The organism is Aeromonas sp. R4-1, assembly GCF_040908325.1.
GTDB classification, from domain to species: domain Bacteria; phylum Pseudomonadota; class Gammaproteobacteria; order Enterobacterales; family Aeromonadaceae; genus Aeromonas; species Aeromonas veronii.
The window spans coordinates 21,163-42,753 of the sequence record NZ_JBFODM010000046.1 but is presented as its reverse complement, the minus strand read 5'-3'; the positions used below and the strand labels follow the sequence as shown (position 1 = coordinate 42,753).

Annotated in this window: 21 protein-coding genes and 1 tRNA gene; 12 read left to right on the top strand and 10 right to left on the bottom strand. The window is 60.7% G+C overall.

Annotated features, from left to right (window positions below):
* Positions 1 to 181: 181 nt before the first annotated feature.
* Positions 182 to 258: transfer RNA gene (locus tag AB5Y90_RS07675), tRNA-Asp, on the top strand.
* A 255-nt stretch (positions 259 to 513) separates the two neighbouring features.
* On the opposite strand, the gene AB5Y90_RS07670 is transcribed toward AB5Y90_RS07675, so the two are convergent.
* Both AB5Y90_RS07670 and AB5Y90_RS07665 read right to left on the bottom strand, forming a co-directional pair.
* Positions 514 to 3,096 carry a bifunctional acetate--CoA ligase family protein/GNAT family N-acetyltransferase gene (locus AB5Y90_RS07670; protein ID WP_307895819.1) on the bottom strand — a complete coding sequence of 861 codons (2,583 nt, stop codon included), beginning with the start codon at positions 3,094 to 3,096 and terminating at the stop codon, positions 514 to 516.
* Positions 3,097 to 3,169: 73 nt separating this feature from the next.
* On the bottom strand, positions 3,170 to 3,361 hold the full coding sequence (locus tag AB5Y90_RS07665; RefSeq protein WP_005339486.1) for a hypothetical protein: 192 nt from the start codon (positions 3,359 to 3,361) through the stop codon (positions 3,170 to 3,172).
* Positions 3,362 to 3,541: 180 nt separating this feature from the next.
* On the opposite strand from AB5Y90_RS07665, the gene AB5Y90_RS07660 reads away from it, so the two are divergent.
* Complete coding sequence (locus AB5Y90_RS07660; RefSeq protein ID WP_307895817.1) at positions 3,542 to 4,402, top strand: hypothetical protein; 861 nt, start codon at positions 3,542 to 3,544, stop codon at positions 4,400 to 4,402.
* Here AB5Y90_RS07660 and ilvY read toward each other — a convergent pair.
* A complete protein-coding gene (gene ilvY / locus AB5Y90_RS07655; RefSeq protein WP_005342097.1) occupies positions 4,391 to 5,284 on the bottom strand; it encodes an HTH-type transcriptional activator IlvY in 894 nt (297 codons plus the stop codon). The genes AB5Y90_RS07660 and ilvY overlap by 12 nt on opposite strands.
* Before the next feature lie 253 nt (positions 5,285 to 5,537).
* Between ilvY and ilvC the strand changes: the two genes are divergently transcribed.
* On the top strand, positions 5,538 to 7,019 hold the full coding sequence (gene ilvC, locus AB5Y90_RS07650) for a ketol-acid reductoisomerase (protein ID WP_307895816.1): 1,482 nt from the start codon (positions 5,538 to 5,540) through the stop codon (positions 7,017 to 7,019).
* A 156-nt stretch (positions 7,020 to 7,175) separates the two neighbouring features.
* Here ilvC and pgi read toward each other — a convergent pair whose 3' ends face one another.
* From pgi to coaBC, 5 genes are all read right to left on the bottom strand, one after another.
* Entirely contained in the window at positions 7,176 to 8,825 is a 1,650-nt protein-coding gene (gene pgi, locus AB5Y90_RS07645) for a glucose-6-phosphate isomerase (RefSeq protein WP_307895815.1), read from the bottom strand.
* 347 nt (positions 8,826 to 9,172) lie between these two features.
* Positions 9,173 to 10,009 (bottom strand): mechanosensitive ion channel domain-containing protein, encoded by an 837-nt coding sequence (locus tag AB5Y90_RS07640; protein ID WP_005339493.1) that lies wholly within the window; start codon positions 10,007 to 10,009, stop codon positions 9,173 to 9,175.
* 164 nt (positions 10,010 to 10,173) lie between these two features.
* Positions 10,174 to 10,770 carry a nucleoid occlusion factor SlmA gene (slmA, locus tag AB5Y90_RS07635; RefSeq protein WP_005339495.1) on the bottom strand — a complete coding sequence of 199 codons (597 nt, stop codon included), beginning with the start codon at positions 10,768 to 10,770 and terminating at the stop codon, positions 10,174 to 10,176.
* 69 nt (positions 10,771 to 10,839) lie between these two features.
* Entirely contained in the window at positions 10,840 to 11,298 is a 459-nt protein-coding gene (dut, locus tag AB5Y90_RS07630) for a dUTP diphosphatase (protein ID WP_005339498.1), read from the bottom strand.
* Between the two features lie 80 nt (positions 11,299 to 11,378).
* A complete protein-coding gene (coaBC, locus tag AB5Y90_RS07625; RefSeq protein WP_124930445.1) occupies positions 11,379 to 12,581 on the bottom strand; it encodes a bifunctional phosphopantothenoylcysteine decarboxylase/phosphopantothenate--cysteine ligase CoaBC in 1,203 nt (400 codons plus the stop codon).
* A gap of 147 nt (positions 12,582 to 12,728) precedes the next feature.
* Between coaBC and radC the strand changes: the two genes are divergently transcribed.
* The 6 genes from radC (at position 12,729) to AB5Y90_RS07595 (ending at position 16,391) form a co-directional block, all read left to right on the top strand.
* Positions 12,729 to 13,403: a DNA repair protein RadC gene (radC, locus tag AB5Y90_RS07620; protein ID WP_005339502.1), complete on the top strand. Its 675-nt coding sequence runs from the start codon at positions 12,729 to 12,731 to the stop codon at positions 13,401 to 13,403.
* A 136-nt stretch (positions 13,404 to 13,539) separates the two neighbouring features.
* A complete protein-coding gene (rpmB, locus tag AB5Y90_RS07615; protein ID WP_005307492.1) occupies positions 13,540 to 13,776 on the top strand; it encodes a 50S ribosomal protein L28 in 237 nt (78 codons plus the stop codon).
* 11 nt (positions 13,777 to 13,787) lie between these two features.
* Positions 13,788 to 13,955 (top strand): 50S ribosomal protein L33, encoded by a 168-nt coding sequence (rpmG, locus tag AB5Y90_RS07610; RefSeq protein WP_005307500.1) that lies wholly within the window; start codon positions 13,788 to 13,790, stop codon positions 13,953 to 13,955.
* Between the two features lie 93 nt (positions 13,956 to 14,048).
* Positions 14,049 to 14,504 carry a hypothetical protein gene (locus tag AB5Y90_RS07605; RefSeq protein ID WP_307895813.1) on the top strand — a complete coding sequence of 152 codons (456 nt, stop codon included), beginning with the start codon at positions 14,049 to 14,051 and terminating at the stop codon, positions 14,502 to 14,504.
* Between the two features lie 24 nt (positions 14,505 to 14,528).
* Entirely contained in the window at positions 14,529 to 15,341 is an 813-nt protein-coding gene (gene mutM, locus AB5Y90_RS07600) for a bifunctional DNA-formamidopyrimidine glycosylase/DNA-(apurinic or apyrimidinic site) lyase (RefSeq protein WP_307895811.1), read from the top strand.
* Between the two features lie 114 nt (positions 15,342 to 15,455).
* Positions 15,456 to 16,391, top strand: a complete 936-nt coding sequence (locus AB5Y90_RS07595; RefSeq protein WP_307895810.1) for a VirK/YbjX family protein — start codon at positions 15,456 to 15,458, stop codon at positions 16,389 to 16,391.
* A gap of 93 nt (positions 16,392 to 16,484) precedes the next feature.
* On the opposite strand, the gene coaD is transcribed toward AB5Y90_RS07595, so the two are convergent.
* Complete coding sequence (gene coaD, locus AB5Y90_RS07590) at positions 16,485 to 16,970, bottom strand: pantetheine-phosphate adenylyltransferase (protein WP_111901322.1); 486 nt, start codon at positions 16,968 to 16,970, stop codon at positions 16,485 to 16,487.
* A gap of 134 nt (positions 16,971 to 17,104) precedes the next feature.
* Between coaD and AB5Y90_RS07585 the strand changes: the two genes are divergently transcribed.
* Positions 17,105 to 18,142 (top strand): glycosyltransferase family 9 protein, encoded by a 1,038-nt coding sequence (locus tag AB5Y90_RS07585; RefSeq protein WP_110304584.1) that lies wholly within the window; start codon positions 17,105 to 17,107, stop codon positions 18,140 to 18,142.
* A 51-nt stretch (positions 18,143 to 18,193) separates the two neighbouring features.
* On the opposite strand, the gene AB5Y90_RS07580 is transcribed toward AB5Y90_RS07585, so the two are convergent.
* On the bottom strand, positions 18,194 to 18,970 hold the full coding sequence (locus AB5Y90_RS07580) for a glycosyltransferase family 2 protein (RefSeq protein WP_307895809.1): 777 nt from the start codon (positions 18,968 to 18,970) through the stop codon (positions 18,194 to 18,196).
* 276 nt (positions 18,971 to 19,246) lie between these two features.
* On the opposite strand from AB5Y90_RS07580, the gene waaF reads away from it, so the two are divergent.
* Together waaF and waaA are read left to right on the top strand one after the other, a co-directional pair.
* Positions 19,247 to 20,281 carry a lipopolysaccharide heptosyltransferase II gene (gene waaF, locus AB5Y90_RS07575; protein ID WP_307895807.1) on the top strand — a complete coding sequence of 345 codons (1,035 nt, stop codon included), beginning with the start codon at positions 19,247 to 19,249 and terminating at the stop codon, positions 20,279 to 20,281.
* A 1-nt stretch (position 20,282) separates the two neighbouring features.
* Positions 20,283 to 21,548, top strand: a complete 1,266-nt coding sequence (gene waaA / locus AB5Y90_RS07570) for a lipid IV(A) 3-deoxy-D-manno-octulosonic acid transferase (RefSeq protein WP_307895804.1) — start codon at positions 20,283 to 20,285, stop codon at positions 21,546 to 21,548.
* Positions 21,549 to 21,591: the final 43 nt, after the last annotated feature.

The following is a 21,591-nucleotide window of genomic DNA, read 5'->3' as shown; positions in this document are numbered from 1 at the left end:
CTGATCCCATGCCGAACTCAGAAGTGAAACGCGGTAGCGCCGATGGTAGTGTGGCATTCGCCATGCGAGAGTAGGACACTGCCAGGCACCCAATTAAACGGTGATGTGAAAACACATAGCCGGCTGCGAGGATGACAACTCACTGACGCGGCAAACAATTTAGCGCAAGCTAACCGAATGCGGAGCGGTAGTTCAGTCGGTTAGAATACCGGCCTGTCACGCCGGGGGTCGCGGGTTCGAGTCCCGTCCGCTCCGCCACTAATTTGAAGGCCTTCCCAATTGGGAAGGCCTTTTTGCTATGGGCGCTCTTTACCCAGCGACCCAAGACTTTCACACCAGAACGAATACAAAAGCCCGGCTTCATGACCGGGCTTTGGTGTTTTTAGCTTGTTAAACCACCAATATATGGCTTTTCCCTGACAAGTAAGAGTGCCAGATAGCCGGTTATTTCCACCATTTTCTGGCTATATCCGAGCCTTATCAGCCATTTGAGCGAGTTTACAGGCGGCCAAATCAGCCTTCTGCCGCCTGCTGGTTGCAGGGAAGTTCCATATTGACCACCCCCTCTTCCATTTGCACATCGATCTTGAAGCCAAGCCGTTTGGCGAGGTTGACCATGCCACGATTGCTGGGCATGGTCATGCCGGATAGCTGGCCAATCCCTTGCTCTTTGGCGTAACGGATGATCTTCTCCATCATCAATTTGCCGAGGCCCACCCCTTTCAAGTCCGATCGCACCAGAATGGCAAACTCGGCATCGCTCTGGTCCGGGGTCGAAATGGCGCGTACTACGCCGAGGATCTGATCCTGCAGCTCGCCATCTTGCCCCACAGCCACGAAGGCCATCTCCCGGTCGTAATCGATCTGGGTCATGCGAGCCAGCTCTTCATGGCCCAGCTCGCCCACATCGGCAAAGAAGCGTTTGTACCTGTCTTCATCGGAGACCTGCAGCACGAACTGTTTGTGAGCCGGTTCATCTTCCGGCCGGATCGGGCGCAGCAGGATATGGCGCTGATCTTTAAGCCAGGCACCCTCTTCCAGTTCGGTAGGATAGGGGCGGATAGCCAGTCGGTTGCTGGCCGGGAGGGCGAGGTCAGCCAGCGTGAGGCTGGCATCCAGCACCACCATTTCGGCGCCGCACGCTTGCAGCGGGTGCAGGTCCAGCTCCTGAATCTCCGGAAAGGCGAGCAATAGCTCGGAGAGCTGGCAGAGCACCTGACCGAGGGCATCGATATCCAGTCGCTCCGGTGTGGCCTGCTCACGGATCTTGCGACTCTTGAGTGCCCCGATGATCTGGTAACGGGCCAGCGCCTGATTGAGCGGCGGTAGCGCCGCGACCATCTCCTGCGGTTCCGCACCAGATTCACCCAACAGAATGACGGGGCCAAAGATGGCGTCTTGCTGGATGCGTACCCGCAGCTCGAGGCCGCCGCTGCGGCGAGCCATGCGCTGTACCAGCAGCCCTTCGATACGGGCGCCCGGATCATGCTGTTTGACCCTGTCCAGAATGGCATCTGCGGCTTGTGCCACTTCGGCCGAGGTGCGCAGATTGAGCACCACCCCGTGTACGGCAGACTTGTGCAGGATATCGGGCGAGCGCAGTTTTACCGCCACTGGATAGCCGATCTGCTCGGCGGTGAGGGTCGCCTCGATGGCGTCGGTGACGATCCAGGTTGGTAGAGTCGAGAGACCGGCGGCTTGTAAAATCGGGTGTACCAGATGGGTATCCAGCCTCAGCTGCTTGCGCTCCTGCGCTTGGCGGATCAGCTGCTGGCACAGCTCGACATTGAGCTGGTTGCCATGTAGTGACGCCGGTGTCTCCATCAACTGCTTCTGGTTGCGGCGGTATTCCACCATGTGCATGAAGGCGGCCATGGCACTTTCCGGCGTGCGGTAGGTCGGGAAGCCCGCCTCGGTAAAGAGTTTGCGCCCCTCCTGCGCCGAGTATTCGCCCGCCCAGTTGGTGAGGATGTTAAAACGGCGAGCTCTGGGATGCTGTTTCAGATGAGCAATAAGATGGCTGGCCAGCGGCGCGCTCGGTGCCGTGAGCGAGGGGGCGTGGATGATCAGGATGGCGTCGATGCCATCTTCCTGCAGCACGCTGTCCAGCGCCTCCTGATAGGTGGTGATGGTGGCATCGCTGCCGATATCGAGCGGCGGGCGAGCCAGCTTGCCGCCGCGCTCCAGCAGCACATCCACCGCCATATTGGCCAGCCCGCGACCGTTGGAGATGATGGCAAGCCGCTCCCCCTTGAGGGTCATGGAGTGGCTGAGGGTTTCCACCGCGGCAAACAGTTCGTGGGTATCCCGTACCCGCAGCATGCCAGCACGGCGGATGGCCGCATCATAGACATTGTCGAGGCCGTGGGTCGGTTCGTGGCGCCCGCTTTTCAGCACCAAGATCGGCTTGTTGCGCGAGGCTGCCCGCGCCGCCGAGAGAAAGTGGCGGGCGTCGTGCAACTTGTCCATATAGATCAAAATGGCGCGGGTGACGCTATCGCGGGAGAGTTGATCCAGCAGCTGGCCGAAGTCGATATCGCAGTGATCGCCAAGGGAGATGAAGGCGGAGAAGCCCAGCTCATGCTGCTTGGCCCAATCCAGAATGGTGGTGCTGACGGCGGCGGATTGCGACAGAAATGCGACTTGCCCCGGCTTGGCGGCAATGGGTGAAAAGCTGGCGTTGATCCCTTGGCCGGGCAGCAGCATCCCCATGCTGTTGGGGCCGAGCAGGCGAATGTCATATTGCTGGCAGACCCGTTTCAGCTCCAGTCGCTCCTCGGGGGAAAAGTCGGCGGCCAGTATGATGGCCGCCCCCGCCCCCTTCTGGCCAAGCGCTTCCAGCAACGGCAAGACCCGCTCCCGCCTGGTGCAGATGATGGCGAGATCCGGGGTTAGCGGCAGGCTGGCGATATCGGGATAGGCCAGCACGCCGGCGATGGACTTGTTGCGCGGGGTGACGGGGAGGATGGGCCCTTTGAACTGGCCCGCCAGCAAGTGGCGCACGATCACGTGACCTGCCTTGAGCGGGTCCGTCGAGGCGCCGATCACGGCGATTGATTGGGGTTTGAACAGCCGATCCAGACCGCTTGCTTTCATGGGCACTCCCGACAAAAGGGGGAAGATACCAGTCTAATACGCCTTTGCTGCGGGTTCTGTGACCGGATCCTGATCACCGTTTGTTCAGGGCATTGGCACGCAGATAAAAGCGCAGTTCGCCTTGCACCCGGCGAATGGCTCCCAGGTGGCGTTCCTGCAGATAGATATCCTGCTCCCGGTCGAGCGCCGTGCTGGGCACGCCCATGCTTTGCAGATACTCGTCAAACAGGGTTGAACCCTTGATCTCTACCAGATGCTGTTTCATGGCTCTCCTCCCTGCGCCTTGGCGTGTGTTGATGAACGCCCAGTCTGCGATGACCTGCCGGGTTTGCCTATTGTCACTTTTGACACGAGAGCGCTCACACATCTTTCAGAGAGGGCGCCGTTGAGGTGCTGGCTGACGTTATAGTATGGCGAGGAGCATGAGGCACGGATGGTGCGCAGGATGATCAGAGTCTGGTGGTGGTGCATGGCACTGTGGACGGTTGGCGCAACGGCAACCGAGCAGCCTATCCGCGCCTGGAATCTGCTGCTGGATCACCCCAACCCCGCCGTCGTCCAGTTGTTGCGCCTCTCCCTCGATCTCACCGTGCCCGAATATGGCCCCTATCAGCTGGTATCCAGCCCGCAAATGGAGCAGGGGCGGGCGGTGAAGGAGCTGCGCAGCGGCGAGCTGGTTCAGGTCGGTGTCTTTGCCCCCGATGGTCAGCGAGAACGGGAGTTGCTGGCAATCCACATTCCGTTGGCCAAGGGGCTGCTGGGGTGGCGGGTGTGTCTGGTTCGGCAGGGGGATGAGGGGCGTTTTGCCGCGATCGAGTCGTTGGCGGACTGGCATCGTGCCGGGCTCTCCATCTGTCAGCACAGATCCTGGCCAGACACCCAGTTGCTGCGGGCCAACGGTCTCAAGGTGACGGTGGGCAATCTTTATGAGGCGCTCTTCAACATGCTGCGCAAGAAGCGCTTTGACTGTTTCCTGCGATCGGTCATCGAGGTCGAGGATGAGCTAAGGCAGCATCCGGATCTCGCCATCGAGCCCCGTCTGGTGTTTCGCTATCCGCTGGCGCTGCTCTTCTTTGTCTCGCCAAAATATCCGGAGCTGGCGCAGCGCATCGAGCTCGGCCTGCAGCGGGCACGGCAATCGGGCGCTTTTGACCGGGTCTTTGAAGAGGGATTTGGCAGCACCATTCGGCGACTGAAACTGGATGAGCGGGTGCGCCTCGAGCTGCACAACCCCGACTTGCCGCTGCCCAGCCGCATCATGATGGCCGATCCGGCCCTTATCTATAATCCGGTGTCAGCGCAGTGAACCCTGATTCTGCGCTGTATCCCAGAAGGCGCGGATCAGCGGCTCTTCCAGCCGCTTCTTGAGTACCCCGATCCCCACATCAAATGGCTTGAAGGCGGGTTTGAGGTCGATGATCCGCACCTTGTCGCCGAGCGGGCTGTGGTCGATTACCGCCGCTGGCACCAATCCTACGCCACAGCCGAGCGCCACCATGGCGACGATTCCCTCGTTACCCGCCACTTCGGCATAGATGTTGGGCGCTATCCCCTTGTTGCGAAACCACTGATCGCTGCGTTTGCGGGCCAGCCCCTGCTCGGAGAGGATGACTGGCAACTGCTCCCAATCAGGTTCTCCCTGACGGAACCACTGGTTCAGTTGCGGGGCGTTGCGCGGCGCGATAAAGACCAGCGGCACCAGTTGCAGGCTGGCGAACTCCAACTTGGCGGGCAGGGCGTCGGGGCGGGCGGCGATGGCGAGATCGGCCTCGTCGGCCAGAATTTTGTCCACCGCCAGCGCCGGGTCACCGGTCTCCAGCTTGATCTCCAGCTGGGGATAGCGGCGGCGAAAGCGCTCCAGTACCTCGGGCAGCAGAAAGTAACTGGCGGTGACCGAGCAGAAGACCCTCAGCCGCCCCTGCAGCGGTTCATCGCTGCGTTTGAGCTCCTGCTTGAGCTGGCGCCACTCCTGCAACAGGCCACCGCCAAACTCCCGTAGTTTCTCGCCGGCAGGGGTGAGCCGCACCGAGCGGTTGTCCCGCTCGAACAGGATGCAGCCGGTCTCCTGTTCCAGTCGCTGGATGGCGCGACTCAGGGTGGAAGGGCTGACCGCCATGGCATCGGCACTCTTGCCGAAGTGGAGGGAGTCGGCGAGGTGGAGAAACAGCTCGAGATTGCGAAGGTCCATTGATCACTTCCTGCTGCAGTCAGGGCATAAATTCATGTCGTATCGTCCGGTTCCGGCAATCGCATCCCCGCACAATTCAGCGGCAATATTGCCGATACGGGGGCGCGCATGGGGCGCAATTGCCAAAAATAATCTTTCAATTCTTGCAACGTACTGTTTCGAATATATCAGTTCAGGCAATAAGTGTCCCGCGCTATAGTGGTTCAGACAACGCCGCTATCCGGCATGGAATCAATCGAACGGAGCAATCACCATGGCTAACTATTTCAACACCTTGAACCTGCGTCAGCAGTTGGCCCAACTGGGCAAGTGTCGTTTCATGCAGCGCGAAGAGTTCGCGGACGGCTGCAACGTGCTGAAGGGCAAGAAGGTGGTGATTGTGGGCTGTGGTGCCCAGGGTCTGAACCAGGGTCTGAACATGCGTGACTCCGGGCTGCATATCTCCTACGCCCTGCGCAAGGCCGCTATCACCGAGAAGCGCGCCTCCTGGCAGAAGGCTACCGACAACGGCTTCGCGGTCGGCACCTATGAAGAGCTGATCCCGACCGCCGATTTGGTGCTGAACCTGACTCCGGACAAACAGCACTCCGACGTGGTGAAGACCGTGATGCCGCTGATGAAGCAGGGCGCTGCGCTGGGCTACTCCCACGGCTTCAACGTGGTGGAAGAGGGTCAGCAGATCCGTTCCGACATCACGGTCGTGATGGTGGCGCCCAAGTGCCCGGGTACCGAAGTGCGTGAAGAGTACAAGCGTGGCTTTGGTGTACCGACCCTGATCGCCGTTCACCCGGAAAATGACCCGAAAGGTGAAGGCATGGCCATCGCCAAGGCGTGGGCCTCTGCCACCGGCGGCGACCGTGCCGGGGTGCTGGAGTCCTCCTTCGTGGCGGAAGTGAAATCTGACCTGATGGGCGAGCAGACCATCCTCTGCGGCATGCTGCAGGCCGGTTCCCTGCTCTGCTACGACAAGCTGGTTGCCGAAGGCACAGACCCGGCCTACGCCGGCAAGCTGATCCAGTTCGGCTGGGAGACCATCACCGAAGCCCTGAAACAGGGTGGTATCAGCCTGATGATGGACCGCCTCTCCAACCCTGCCAAGCTGCGCGCCTTCGAACTCTCCGAGCAGCTCAAGACCCTGATGCGCCCGCTGTTCGAGAAGCACATGGACGACATCATCGCCGGTGAGTTCTCCCGCGGCATGATGGCCGACTGGGCCGAAGATGACGTCAAACTGTTCACCTGGCGTGAAGAGACCGGCAAGTCTGCCTTCGAAAATGCCCCGGCGTTCGCTGGCAAGATTGCCGAGCAGGAGTACTTCGACCATGGCGTGGTGATGGTGGCCATGGTCAAGGCGGGTGTCGAGCTGGCGTTCGAGACCATGGTGGCTTCCGGTATATACGAGGAGTCTGCCTACTACGAATCCCTGCACGAGTTGCCGCTGATCGCCAACACCGTTGCTCGCAAGCGTCTGTACGAGATGAACGTGGTCATCTCCGATACCGCCGAGTACGGCAACTACCTGTTCGCCAACGCTGCTGTGCCGTTGCTGCGTGAACACTTCATGCCGACCCTGAAAGCGGGCGATCTGGGTGCCAGCAAGGCGGAAGGGCAGAACGTGGATAACCTGGCGCTGCTGGCGGCCAACGAAGCGACCCGCAACCACCCGATCGAGAAAATCGGCCAGGTACTGCGTGGCTACATGAAAGACATGAAACGCATCGCCGTTGGCGGTTAAGCCCGCATCGGGCTGGAGGATGAAGGGGCGGGGATGACGATCCCCGTCGCCGGTCGGACTGGACACCCGCTCGGCCAGCCAGAAAACTCAGCCTGACCGTCATAAAAAAGCCCCGCTCATCGAGCGGGGCTTTTGCATTCAGAAAGGCTGGATAAATCAGGCTTTCCACGCTTTCCAGGTGTTGATCAGACCGTTGGTGGAGCAGTCGTGGCTGGTGACAGCCTCGTTGTTGCCCAGCTCCGGCAGGATCTTGTTGGCCAGCTGTTTGCCCAGCTCCACGCCCCACTGGTCGAAGGAGAAAATGTTCCAGATTGCGCCCTGTACGAAGATCTTGTGCTCGTACATGGCGATCAGGGCACCCAGGGTTTTCGGGGTCAGGCTCTTGAACAGGATGGAGTTGGTCGGGCGGTTGCCTTCGAACACCTTGAACGGCACCAGATCCTTGACCTGCTCCAGGGTTTTGCCAGCCGCCAGGAACTCGGCTTCAACCTCTTCCTTGCTCTTGCCGAAGGCCAGCGCCTCGGTCTGGGCGAAGAAGTTGGCCAGCAGTTTCGGATGGTGGTCACCGATCGGGTTGTGGCTGATGGCCGGCGCCAGGAAGTCACAGGGGATCAGCTTGGTGCCCTGATGGATCAGCTGGTAGAAGGCGTGCTGGCCGTTGGTGCCCGGCTCACCCCAGATGATGGGGCCGGTCTGGTAGTCAACCGGCTTGCCGTTGCGATCCACGTACTTGCCGTTGGATTCCATGTTGCCCTGCTGGAAGTAGGCAGGGAAGCGGTGCATGTACTGGTCGTACGGCAGAATGGCTTCGGACTCGGCACCGTAGAAGTTGTTGTACCACAGGCCGATCAGCGCCAGCAGCACCGGCACGTTCTGCTCATAGGAGGCAGTGGCGAAGTGCATGTCCATCTCGAAAGCGCCTTGCAGCAGGGCTTCGAAGTGCTCGAAACCGACAGACAGGGCGATGGGCATGCCGATGGCAGACCAGGAGGAGTAGCGGCCGCCAACCCAGTCCCAGAACTCGAACATGTTGTTGGTGTCGATGCCAAACTCGGCCACGGCTTTGCCGTTGGTGGAGAGCGCGGCGAAGTGCTTGGCAACGTGGGCCTTGTCACCGGCGATGTTGATGAACCAGTCGCGGGCGGTCAGGGCGTTGGTCATGGTCTCCTGGGTGGTGAAGGTCTTGGAGGCCACCAGGAACAGTGTGGTTTCCGGATCGATCTTCTTCAGGGTCTCGGCGATGTGGGTACCATCGACGTTGGAGACGAAGTGCATCTGCAGGTGGTTTTTGTAGGGACGCAGAGCCTCGGTGATCATCACCGGGCCCAGATCAGAGCCACCGATACCGATGTTGACCACATGCTGGATCGCTTTGCCGGTGTAGCCTTTCCACTCGCCGGAGATGATCTTCTCGCAGAAGCCTTTCATCTTGGCCAGTACGGCGTTCACTTCCGGCATCACGTCCTTGCCGTCGCACTCGATGGGGCGGTCGGAGCGGTTGCGCAGGGCCACGTGCAGTACGGAGCGGCCTTCGGTCATGTTGATCTTGTCGCCATTGAACATGGCATCGATCGCGCTGCGAAGATCGGTCTCTTTGGCCAGATCAACCAGCAACTTGAGGGTTTCTTCGGTGATCAGGTTCTTCGAGTAATCAACCAGGATGTCGCCGCCGAAGGTAAGGGAAAACTTGTCAAAGCGCTTCGGGTCCTGCGCGAACAGATCCTTGAGTCTGGTCTCTTTGTTTGCTGCAAAGTGGGCTTCCAGTGCCTGCCAGGCCTGGGTTTGGGTTGGATTGATATTTTTCATAGGATTCCTGAAATGCCAAGTTGTGTTTGAACCTTGCAGGCAAGGTCCCGCCAAACCTTATTATCCGAGCATTATAGCGAGCCGATCGGGCGGCCCGTGTAACAGATTTTTACCGATTGTCTTTTACCGCAATGGGTCACTGTCGGGAGCATACAACCAGAACATTGGGATTATGTGTCACGAAAGCAAGGCGGATCTTGCGCTTGCTCATGATTGGGGCCACCCCGATAGCCTGAAATTGTTTTCATCCGGTTGGCGTGGTTATGCATCGACATGGCCATGGGCTGGGGCCAGAAACGACAATGCCAGCCCGAAGGCTGGCATTGTCTGTTGCAGCAGAACCGCGATCACGCCTGCGGTTTTTGCATGTGCATCACCATCTGCGGGAAGGGGATCTCGATGCCTTCGGCATCAAAGGTCAGTTTCACCTTCTCGTGGAAGTCGAACCAGACACCCCAGTAGTCAGCGGTTTTCACCCAGGGGCGCACCACGATATTGACCGAGGAGTCGGCCAGTGCGGCAACGGCGATGGTAGCGGCCGGATCTTTGAGGATGCGCGGCTCTTCGCTTACCAGACGCTCGAGGATCTGTTTGGCCTTGCGCAGGTCAGAGCCGTAGCCGATGCCAAAGGTCATGTCGACGCGGCGGGTATCCATGCGCGAGTAGTTGACGATGGTGCCGTTGAGGATGGCGGAGTTCGGTACTACCACCATCTTGTTGTCACCGGAGGTGAGGGTGGTGGTAAAGAGCTGAACGGACTGCACCACACCCGCGGTGCCCGCCACTTCGATAAACTCGCCCGCCTTGATGGGGCGGAAGATGATCAGCAGGAAGCCGGCAGCGAAGTTGGAGAGCGAGCCTTGCAACGCCAGACCGATGGCCAGACCGGCGGCACCGATAATGGCGACGAAGGAGGCGGTCTGCACGCCGACACGGCCCAGCGCGGCGATCACCACGAACACCAGAATGGCGTATTTGAGGATGCTGCCGACGAAGTGGGTGACTGTGGTGTCCAGCTTGCGGGCCTGCATCACCTTGACCACGCCACCGCTGATGAGGTTGGCGGCGATATAGCCGACCAGCAGGGTCAGCAGGGCGGCGGCGATATTGACGCCGTATTCGATCAGCAGTCCCTGATTATTGACCAGCCAGGTCTGCGCTTCGGTAATGATTTCGGGTTCCATAGGATGTCCTGTCAGGTTCTAAAAGGTTTATGGTGGATAAATCTAACACCGCAGCGCGACAGTACGGGTCGCATCTGGTACTTCTTTTCTGCCATAAAAACCTGACACAAAAAAGAAGGGAGGCCAAAGCCTCCCTTCTTTTTGCTGAATGATGCGAAAAACCATCAGCTCTGCAGCAGTTGGCTGCGGATAAATTGCCACTGATCTTCGAAACCGGCGGTCGGCTTGAGCTTGAACTCGGAGCGCACGAACTGGCTGATGCGGCCTTCGGTGTAGGCCAGCAGCAGATTGGCCAGCATGGTCTCGTCGAGCTGGAAGCCTTGCCCCTCGCGCAGCCGCTTTTCGCGCAGCACCTGCTTGATCTGGGTCTCCAGCTTGTCGAACAGGATGCTGATGCGATCCCGCAGTCGATCGTGTTCACCCAGCAGGGCGTCGCCGTTGAGGATGCGGGTGATGCCGGGATTGCGCTCGGCGAACACCAGCAGCAGCTGCAGGATATGGTGACAGCGCGCCATGGTGTCCTTCTCTTCCGCCATGATCAGATTGACCCGTGACAGCAGGGAATCCTCGATAAAGTCGATCAGCCCCTCGAACATCCGCGCCTTGCTGGGAAAATGTCGATAGAGGGCTGCTTCAGAGACGCCGACCTCGGCCGCCAGACGGGCCGTGGTGATGCGCTGGCCGGGACTGGTTTCCAGCATATGGGCGAGCGCCTGCAGGATCTGATCGCGCCGACTCTGTTTCTGATTACTGCTTGCCATGGATTCCCCTAAAAAAAACAATGGCTTGATTCTGTTATTAAGCACCGCCCATCGGGCTGGTGTGGTCTGTTATTGGCGACCAGAAGAACCAAAACCGCCTTCACCCCGTTCGCTCTGATTGAACTCATCGACCAGTTGGAAGCTGGCCTGAACTACCGGCATGATCACCAGCTGGGCGATGCGCTCGCCGGGTTGCATGGTGAACTCATCTTTGCCGCGGTTCCAGACCGAGACCATCAGCTGACCCTGGTAATCGGAATCGATCAGACCGACCAGGTTGCCCAGCACGATGCCGTGCTTATGGCCGAGGCCGGAGCGGGGCAGGATGGTGGCACACAGACCCGGATCCTGGATGTGAATGGCCAGACCGGTCGGCACCAGGGTGGTATCACCCGGAGCCAGAGTCAGCGGCGCATCCAGCAGTGCGCGCAGATCCATGCCGGCAGAGCCCGGTGTGGCGTAGGCGGGCAGTGGGTACTCGGTACCGATACGGGCATCCAGAATCTTCAGTTCAATTTGTGTAGTCATGAATCGCTTTTTCAGTTGGATCTTGTATTGGCGTCCCTCTTGGCAGGCGGGGCGCCGTGAGTCTTGTTCTTTCGGGACGCTCAGTGCCGGTAGTGGCGTGCAATCAGGGCGATCAGGTGACGGGCCAGCGTCAGCTTGTCGGCCAGCGGCAGCGGGGCCTGGCCCCCTTGCCAGAACACGGTCAGGGCGTTGTCATCGGCGTTGAAGCCTTGCCCCTCGCGGGACACATCGTTGGCGGCGATCATGTCCAGCCGCTTACGCTGCAACTTGTCGAGGGCGTATTGTTCCACATCCACGGTTTCGGCGGCAAATCCGACGGTGAAGGGTTTGTCTGAAAGGGCACCAACGGCCGCGATGATGTCGGGGTTTTTCACCAGCTTCACCACCATCTGGTCGTTGTCGCCGGTTTTCTTGATCTTCTGGCTGGCCACCTGCTCAGGACGATAGTCGGCTACCGCCGCGCAGCCGATGAAGAGGTCGCACTCGCCGACCCGGCTCATCACCGCCTGATGCATCTGCTCGGCGCTCTCGACATCGATGCGGGTGACTCCAGCAGGTGTAGCCAGCGTCACCGGGCCGCTCACCAGCGTCACTTCGGCGCCCGCTTCACGGGCAGCTCGGGCGATGGCGTAGCCCATCTTGCCGGAGCTGTGGTTGCTGATGTAGCGCACCGGATCGAGCGCCTCGCGGGTTGGCCCTGCGGTGAGCAGCAGCTTGACGCCTGCCAGCAAGGGCTCGGCGGCCAGCTGCTGACAGCAGCGATCCACCAGTTCGAGGGGGTCCAGCATCCGGCCCGGGCCCACATCGCCACAAGCCTGGCTGCCGGCATCCGGCCCCCACAGCAGAATGCCGCGGCTGGCCAGGGTCTTGAGGTTGGCCTGGGTCGCGGCGTTGAGATACATCTGCTGGTTCATGGCAGGTGCCAGCGCGATGGGCGCCGGAGTGGCCAGACAGAGGGTGGTCAGCAGTTCGTCGGCCATGCCAGCAGCCATCCGCGCCATCAGGTTGGCGCTGGCGGGGGCAATCAGTACCAGATCGGCCCACTTGGCCAGCTCGATATGACCCATGCCTGCCTCGGCAGAGGGATCTAGCAGGCTGTAGGCCACCGGATGACCGGAGACCGCCTGCAGGGTCAGCGGGGTGATGAACTCCTTGGCGGAGCGGGTCATTACCACCCGCACTTCGGCGCCCTGATCTTTCAGGCGGCGTACCAGCTCGGCACTCTTGTAGGCGGCGATCCCGCCACTGACACCCAACAGGATGCGTTTATCGGCCAATCTCATCTGCTGTTTCTCTATCCGGCTCATTCTGACTGGTCGGCTAAGATACCACAGGCAATGGATGACGACAGGGGTTGGCATCAAGGGGTGTGGTCGGGCGCGCGCAATTTTTTGCTATGTTTTTTCTCAACAGGGATGAGGGAGAGACAAATGAGCATCAAAGAGTGGCCGGAAGATGAACGCCCCAGAGAGAAGCTGCTGCGTCAGGGGCCCGCGGCGCTCTCCGATGCCGAGCTGCTCGCCATCTTTCTGCGCACTGGCGTCAATGGCCTGAGTGCAGTGGATCTTTCACGTAATCTATTGAATCAATTCGGCTCTTTGCGCAGCTTGCTGGGGGCGGATCAACGGGCATTCTGCGAGGCGCACGGCCTTGGCCCGGCCAAATATGCCCAGTTGCAGGCGGTGCTGGAGATGGCCAGACGCCATCTGGCCGAGCAGCTGCAACGGGGCGATGCGCTCACCTCTCCCCAGCTGACCCGGGACTATCTGCAGGCCCAGCTGCGGGATCGGCCGAGGGAAGTGTTTGCCCTGCTGTTGCTCGATAATCAGCACAGAGTCATTCAATTTGTTGAGCTTTTTTTCGGCACCATCGATTCGGCGAGCGTCTGGCCAAGAGAAATCGTGCAGATCGCGCTCAAACATAATGCAGCCGCGGTGATTCTGGCGCATAATCACCCGTCCGGCGTCGCCGAGCCCAGCAGGGCCGACCGCCAGATCACGGATCGGATCACGGCCGCTTTGGCCCTGATCGATATCAGAGTGCTGGATCACTTGGTGATCGGTGATGGCATCACGGTTTCTTTTGCCGAGCGCGGTTGGCTATAACTGTGCTCTGGCACCGTATTAGTTGATCTTTGATCACAGATGCTGTATAAAATGCCGCCTTCTGTTTGCCCCGCAATCGAAGGCCAGCGGGGCAGATATTTGCTCGAGCAATGAAGTAAGATTTGGAGAGACTGACATGTCTAGAGTATGCCAAGTAACCGGCAAGCGCCCGGCAGTTGGTAACAACCGTTCGCACGCTAACAACGCCACCAAGCGTCGTTTCCTGCCGAACCTGCACACTCACCGTTTCTGGGTTGAGAGTGAAAAACGCTTCGTAAGCCTGCGCGTATCCGCAAAAGGCATGCGTATCATCGACAAGCGTGGCGTTGAAGTGGTTCTGGCTGAACTGCGCGCCAGCGGTGTTAAGGTATAAGGAATTAGATCATGGCTAAAGGTATTCGCGAGAAAATTCGCCTGAACTCCAGCGCCGGTACTGGTCACTTCTATACCACTACCAAAAACAAGCGCACCATGCCCGAAAAAATGGAGATCAAAAAGTTTGATCCCGTTGTTCGTCAGCATGTGATCTACAAGGAAGGCAAAATCAAGTAATTACTTGATGCTGCATTCCCAAAAACCCGGCTTCGTGCCGGGTTTTTTTATGCGCCGAATTCAGTACACTGCCGGTTCAAAGGGAGGCTTGCCATGTTCAAATTGAGCCGCAAAGGCTGGAATAACGTGATCATTGTGGTGGTGCTGATCGTGATCACCCTGTTGCATCGTATGGAGACTGCCCAGCAGGAGAACAGCGCCAAGCGGGCTCGCCCCTTGTTGCCGAATGCGTCCGTAGTGCTCACTTGGCAGGGGCCGAGCTGGCAGATTGAGCGGATCGGTCAGGGCTGGCGCAGCGTGCCGGATCTGGGGCTCGACACGGCTCAGCTGGATGCCCGTCTGGCGCGCTGGCAGAGCTGGTTGCTGCCCCCCGGCGAGGTGGTGCGCGGTACCCCGGTGACCATCAAGGTATGGATTGCCGGCCAGAGCGATCCGGTCGAGATCGGCCTCTATCAGAACAGCGGCCAATATGGCGCCCAGCTGCCCTCCGGTCTCTGGCTCGCCCTCACTGCCGAACAGTATCGCGATCTGCTGCGTCCTGCCCCCTGAGTTCCTTTTCCTTGCGAGGTGCCAATGCCCGAATTGCCAGAAGTTGAAGTCAGTCGTCAGGGGATCTCCCCCTGGCTTACCGGTATCAAGGTGACGCGCGTGGTGGTGCGGGATGGCCGCCTGCGCTGGCCGATCCCCGGTGAGATTCAGGAGCTGGTGGACCTCACCATCCATCGGGTGCGTCGCCGTGCCAAATACCTGCTGCTGGAGACCGATTTCGGCACCGCCATCCTTCATCTGGGGATGTCCGGCAGCCTGCGGGTACTGGATATCGGCACGCCAGCCGAGAAGCACGACCACGTGGATATCGAGCTGGAGAATGGCAAGCTGCTGCGGTTCAACGATCCGCGCCGCTTCGGCGCCCTGCTCTGGACTCGCGAACCGGCCGAAGCCCACGCGCTGCTCGCCAAGCTGGGGCCAGAGCCGCTCACCGATGCCTTCAGTGCTGATTACCTGCAGGGGCGCGCCAAGGGGCGCAGCACCGCCATCAAACAGTTCCTGATGGACAATCAGGTGGTGGTCGGGGTGGGCAACATCTACGCAAACGAGGCGCTCTATGCCGCCGGCATTCACCCCAAACGGGCGGCGGGCAATATCAGCGCCGAGCGGCTGCGAACCCTGGTGGCCGAGATCAAGCGGGTGTTGGCCGAGGCAATTCGCCAGGGCGGAACCACTCTCAAGGATTTCACCAGTGCCGATGGCAAGCCGGGCTATTTCGTGCAGCAGTTGCAGGTTTATGGCCGTGGCGGTCAGCCCTGTTTCCACTGTCACACCCTGCTGACCGAGACAAGAATGGGCCAGCGCACCACGGTTTTTTGCAGTCATTGCCAGCGCTGAGCGCACTTTTTGCCCCGATCCGGGGGAAGTTGTAACAGCGTATTTCCACTCTGTTGAAGATTTGCACAGCTGTCACTAGTATCCCGACCGTTCAGGCGGTTTGAGAATATAAAAATGACAGTTAAATCAATAGACTGGGAATATTTATCCCGGCAGGAGCGCTATTGCGCAAAATCCATGGCCCGCTTCCTCTACCCCGAGGGATGTGACCGGAAAACCTTCAATCGCGGCAAGTTCGTGCTGCGCAGCCTGCTCTATCGCAAGTCGCTGAGCCGGGTCTTCAGCCTGTTCCAGTGCGACTCGCTCAAGGCGCTGCCAGCTGTCTATCCCGAGCTGCTCGACAAGCCGATGCGTCCCTATCGCTTCGCCTGTGCCAGCGCCCGTGAGCGGGCCGAGATGCTGGAAAATCACTATCGGTTGCTGCTGGAGTGCTACCCGCAGCTGATCGACCCCCTCTATCTGGGCGAGGGGATCGCGCTGGGGCACTATCCCCAGAGCGGCTGCCGCATTCTGATGCGCCACGATGGCACCTTCCGCCGCGAGGCCGAGCTGGCGCTCTCCATCGTCAACGGCGAGGGGCAGCGCCTCTACAGCTGCGCCTTTTCGCTGGCGGGCAGCGTGGATCGTTTGATTCTGATGATCGGCTCCATGCAGGGGCCGGAGCCTGCGGTCGACAATGCCCAGGATCGGGTGCGCGAGCTGACCAAAGAGGGGCACGGCCTGCGGCCCAAATCCCTGCTGGTGCAGCTGGTGCTGCAACTGGCGCAGGCCATGGGGGCGGCAGAGGTGCTGGCGGTGCGCAAGCGGGCCCACGTGTTTCAGGCCAAGCGCTACAGCAGCAAGCAGAAAGCCAATTTGCAGGCCGATTATGACGAGCTGTGGCAGGAGTTCGACGCCCGGGATGTGAATGCCAACTTCGTCGCCCTGCAAGCCCAGCCGCGCAAGCCGCTGGAGGAGATCGCCTCCAAGAAGCGGGCCATGTATCGGCGCCGCTACGAGTGGCTCGATCTGCTGGTGAAGGAGATGAATGAGCGGTTTGCCCGTCAGTAACCGGCAAGCAGGCTGACCTCTCTATAACGAGAGAGATACAACAAGGGCTACCCGTGGGTAGCCCTTGTTCGTTTCTGCCAATCAGGGGAGGGATTAGCGCTGCTGCTGTTTGGCTGCGATGGCCTGGGCCACCACGGGATCGACAAACTGACGAATGTCGCCACCGTGCAGCGCCACCTCTTTCACCAGAGTGGAGGAGATAAAGGAGTTCTCCTCCGCCGGGGTGAGGAAGACGCTTTCCAGCTCAGGCATCAGGCGGCGGTTCATGTTGGCCAGCTGGAACTCGTACTCGAAGTCGGAGACGGCGCGCAGGCCGCGGATCAGCACGTTGGCCTGATGCTCTTTGGCGAAATCGACCAGCAGACCGGAGAAGCCCACCACCTTGACGTTGGGAAGCGTGCTGGTCACTTGCTGGACAAGCTGGACACGTTCTGCCAGATCGAACAGCGGGCGCTTGCTCGGGCTGTTGGCGACCCCGACCACCACCTCGTCAAACAGCTTGGCGGCGCGGCCGATGAGATCGGCGTGGCCATTGGTAACGGGATCAAAAGTCCCGGGATAAATTACCCTGGTAGTCATCTTTGCGGTCCTGCAACCTGGAAATTTGGTCGCATTATAAGGTCGTCGCTTGAGAATAGCAGTGCATCAGGCAAGAATACGCCATCGCGCATCAAGCCTCCTTGCATTGGTGACAGGGAGCAAAGGGATTTTTTATGAAACGTATTCTGGTCGTTCGCAATGACAAGATTGGTGACTTCATGCTGGCGTGGCCTAGCTTCGCCATGCTCAAAGGCTCCATGGAGTGTCATGTGACTGCCCTGGTTCCGGCCTACACGGCGCCGCTGGCCCGGCTCTGCCCCTGGATTGACGAGGTGATCATCGATCCGGGCGTGCGAGCCGACAAGGAGCAACAGCGAGCGCTGCTGGCGCGGATCAAGGCGGCGGCGTTCGACGCGTCCATCTGCCTCTTCTCCAACTCCCGCAACGCCATGCTGGTGTGGAAGGCGCACATCCCTTACCGGCTGGCCCCGGCGACCAAGCTGGCGCAGGTGCTCTACAACCAGCGACTGGTGCAGCGTCGCTCCCGCTCCCAGAAACCGGAGTCCGAGTACAACCTGGAGCTGATCCGCCGCTTCCTGGCCGATCAGCAGGTGGCCGTGGTGGAGCCCAAGACCCCCTTCCTGCAGTTCGATGACGAGACCCTGCTACAGGTGCGCGAGCAGTTGGCACTCAAGCTCAAGCTCGATGCCAGCCGCCCCTGGCTGATGGTTCACGCCGGCAGCGGTGGCTCGGCCAACAACCTCTCCATCGAGCAGTACGCCCGCATCATCATCAAGCTCAATCAGGCCTGCCCCGAGCTGCAGTGTGTGCTGACCGCAGGCCCTGGCGAGGAGAAGATGGCCGAACAGCTGGCGGCCGAGCTACTGGCCCACGGCGGCAACGGCTGGATCTACCGCTCCAGCGATGGTCTGCCGATGTTCTGTCAGGTGTTGGCCAACGCCGCCCTGTTCGTTGCAGGCAGTACTGGCCCGCTCCATATCGCCGGCGCGCTCGATGTGCCGACCATCGGTTTCTTCCCGATGCGCCGCTCCGCCACTCCGCTGCGCTGGAAGCCCCTCAACAGCGAAGGGCGTCACCTCGCCTTCAGCCCGCCGGAGGATAGCGACCATCCTGAGGATATGAGCCAGCTCGATCCCAAGACCATGGTGCCGGTGATGGCCCGCTGGGCGGCGCCTTTCTGGCGCAAATAACGTATGCAGCAATGCAAACAGGGCCCCGCGGGGCCCTGTTTCGTATGACGGTTATTCCGGCTGCTGCGGCTGCTGGCGCACCCAGAGGTCGGCGTATTTAACGAAGGTGGAGTGGGCGGAGAGGATCGCCAGCAGCAGCCCCTGCTTGCCGTCGAGGAAGCCCGCTTTGAGCAGGTACATCTTGAGGAAGCAGCCTACCGCGTGGATCAGCCCCTGACTGAGGGAGCCCTTCTTGCCGCGAGCGGTGCGCTGATCGGCCCAGGCGCGGGCATAACCGGCGGATTTCACCAGATAGTGCTCCAGATCCCGATAGGTGAAGTGGAGCAGGTCGCCATGAATATTGATGATCTTCATGTTGGCCCGCACTTCTACCTTTTCGTGAACCAGCGCCTCGTTGTAGCTGGTGAGCGCCTTGGGATAGAGGCGCAGCACCCGATCCGGATACCAGCCACTGTGGCGGATAAAGCGGCCAAACACCCAGGAGAGGCGCGGGATCGAGTAGATGGTATCGCTGGCCGGATTGGTCATCACGTTGGCGATGGCGGTTTTCAGCTCGGGGGTGAGCCGCTCGTCGGCATCCAGCCACAGCACCCAGTCGGATTGCACGTGGGACTGGGCCAGTCGGCGCTGTTTGCCAAAGCCGGGCCACTTGGCGTTGACGAAGAAGCGGGCCCCAAATTCGGCGGCAATGGCCGGGGTCTCGTCCTGGCTGCCGGAGTCCAGAATGACGATCTCGTCCACCAGTCCGTCGAGGGAGGCGAGGCACTTGCGCAGGTTGTCGGCTTCATTCTTGACGATCAGAACGGCAGCCAGAGTCGGTTTTTTCACGAATGTGGGCTCACGGTTATTGCCCGGCTGGCGGGTCGAATGCGTATTGATGGGCCATTCTAACGGAAAAACGGGTCAAAGAGAGAGCCGCCATTGCCCGTTTCTATCAGCTGTTTGCCTGCTCGGCTGGCGTTGCATCTCTTCAGAAGACCTGTGGAAAAATGAGACGGCAGGGGGGATTGCCAAGGATCTTCTGTTATTTATCCAGTCATTCTTGGGGCATAATCTCGCCCAGTGATGATTAACAGCCGGGCCAGTCCCGAGAGAAGACGCGTGATGAAAATATTGGTGATCGGCCCCTCCTGGGTCGGCGATATGGTGATGTCCCAGAGTCTCTACAAGGCGATCAAGGCCAACCATCCGGAGAGCGAACTGCACGTGATGGCCCCTGCCTGGTGCTGCGCCCTGCTGGAGCGGATGCCGGAGGTGGACAAGGCGATCACCATGCCCCTCGGCCACGGTGACTTCAAGCTGGTGGCGCGCCGCCGCCTCGGCAAGCAGTTGGCAGCGGAGAAGTACGATCAGGCTATTGTCCAGCCCAACTCCATGAAGTCGGCGCTGATCCCCTGGTTTGCCCGCATTCCGGTCCGTACCGGCTGGAAGGGCGAGAGCCGCTACGGTCTGCTCAACGACCTGCGCAGCAACAAGTCCGCCTTCCCGCTGATGGTGGAGGGCTATCTGGCGCTCGCCTATCCCAAGGAGCAGATGAAGAGCCGGGCCGATATTCCGACCATTCCGCACCCGGCGCTCCACGTCGATTTGATCAACCAGAGCAAGGCGCTGGAGCGGCTGGGACTGGATCGCGCCCGCTCGGTGCTGGTGCTCTGCCCCGGTGCCGAGTTTGGCCCGGCCAAGCGCTGGCCTGAAGGGCACTACGCCGTGGTGGCCCAGCAGCATCTGGACGAGGGGTGGCAGGTGTGGATCTTCGGCTCCAACAAGGATGTGCCGGTGGCCAATACCATCCGGGATCGGGTCAACCTGCTGACTCGCCCCAACTGCCACGTGCTGGCGGGCAAGACCAGCCTGCACGAGGCGATCGACCTGATGGCGCTGGCCAGCCGGGTCATCTCCAACGACTCCGGCCTTATGCACATCGCCGCCGCCCTCAACCGGCCGCTGGTGGGTGTCTATGGCTCCACCTCGCCGCTCTACACCCCGCCGCTGGCGGATCGGGTCGAGATCGTCCACACCGACATCGAGTGTCGCCCCTGCTTCAAGCGCACCTGCAAGTTCGGCCATCTCAAGTGTCTGATCGACCTGGCGCCGGAGCAGGTGGTCGATGCCTGCAAGAAGCTGGAGCAGAGTCAGTAAGATGCCCTACCGTCTGCTCTACAACCTGCTGATCCATCTGGGATTGCCGCTGGCGTTGCTGGCCCTCTACAAGCCGAAGAAAGGCAAGCCCGGCTTTGGCAAGCGCTGGGCCGAGCATCTCGGGCGGCTGCCCGCCACCGGACAGGATGCACCACTGTGGATCCATGTGGTGAGCGTGGGGGAGACGCTGGCCATCACGCCGCTCATTCGCGCCCTCAAGGCGGAGCGGCCCGATCTGCCGATCCTGCTCACCACCACCACCCGCACCGGCGCCGATCAGGCTGCCAAGCTGGGGGATCTGGTGATGCATCGCTACGCGCCGCTCGACTACCCCTGGGCCATTGCCGCCTTTCTCGACACCTTCAAGCCGCGCGCGCTCTGGGTGATGGAGACCGAGCTGTGGCCGAACTGGCTGGCCGCCTGTGAGGCGCGCCACCTGCCGGTGACCATCATCAACGCCCGCCTCTCCGAGCGATCCTGCCAGCGTTATGCCCGTTTCCACGGCGCTTTCGACGCACTGAGCCGGCCACTGACCCATCTGCTCTGCCAGCATCAGGAGGATGCCGACCGCTTCGCCCGCCTCGGTATCGATCGTTCGCGGCTGGCGGTGACCGGCTCCATCAAGTTCGATATCCAGTTTGGTGACGAGGTGCAGGCCAAGGGGCGCGCCCTGCGCCAGCAGCTGGGGGCGGATCGGCCGGTCTGGATCGCCGCCAGCACCCATCAAGGGGAGGATGAGCAGGTGCTGGCCGCCTTCGATCTGCTGCTCAAACGCCATCCCGATGCGCTGCTTATTCTGGTGCCACGCCACCCCGAGCGGTTCGACCGGGTGGCCGAGCAGTGTGCCCCTTACGGCTGCGTGCGGCGCACTGATGGTGCTGCGGTGAGTGCGGAGGATAAGGTCTATCTCGGCGATACCATGGGCGAGCTGCCGCTGATGCTGGCGGCGGCCGATGTGGCCTTCGTCGGCGGCAGTCTGGTGAAGATCGGCGGTCACAACCTGCTGGAGCCGGCGGCGCTGGGCAAGCCCTGCCTGACCGGTCCCGCCTACTTCAACTTCAGCGATATCACCCGCCAGCTGGTGGCTCAGGGGGGCGCCGCCATCGTGGCCGATGCCGCCGAGCTGGGCGAGCAGGTGAGCCAGCTGTTTGCCGACGAGAGCACCCGCCGCGAGATGGGCGAGCAGGCCCGCGCCGTAGTGCTGCGCAATCAGGGCGCGCTGGCGCGCACTCTCTCGCACTGCCTCACTGCGCTGGAGAACGACTGAACCCATGATGAGCACCGCACTGGCTCTCGATTTTCAACTGCAA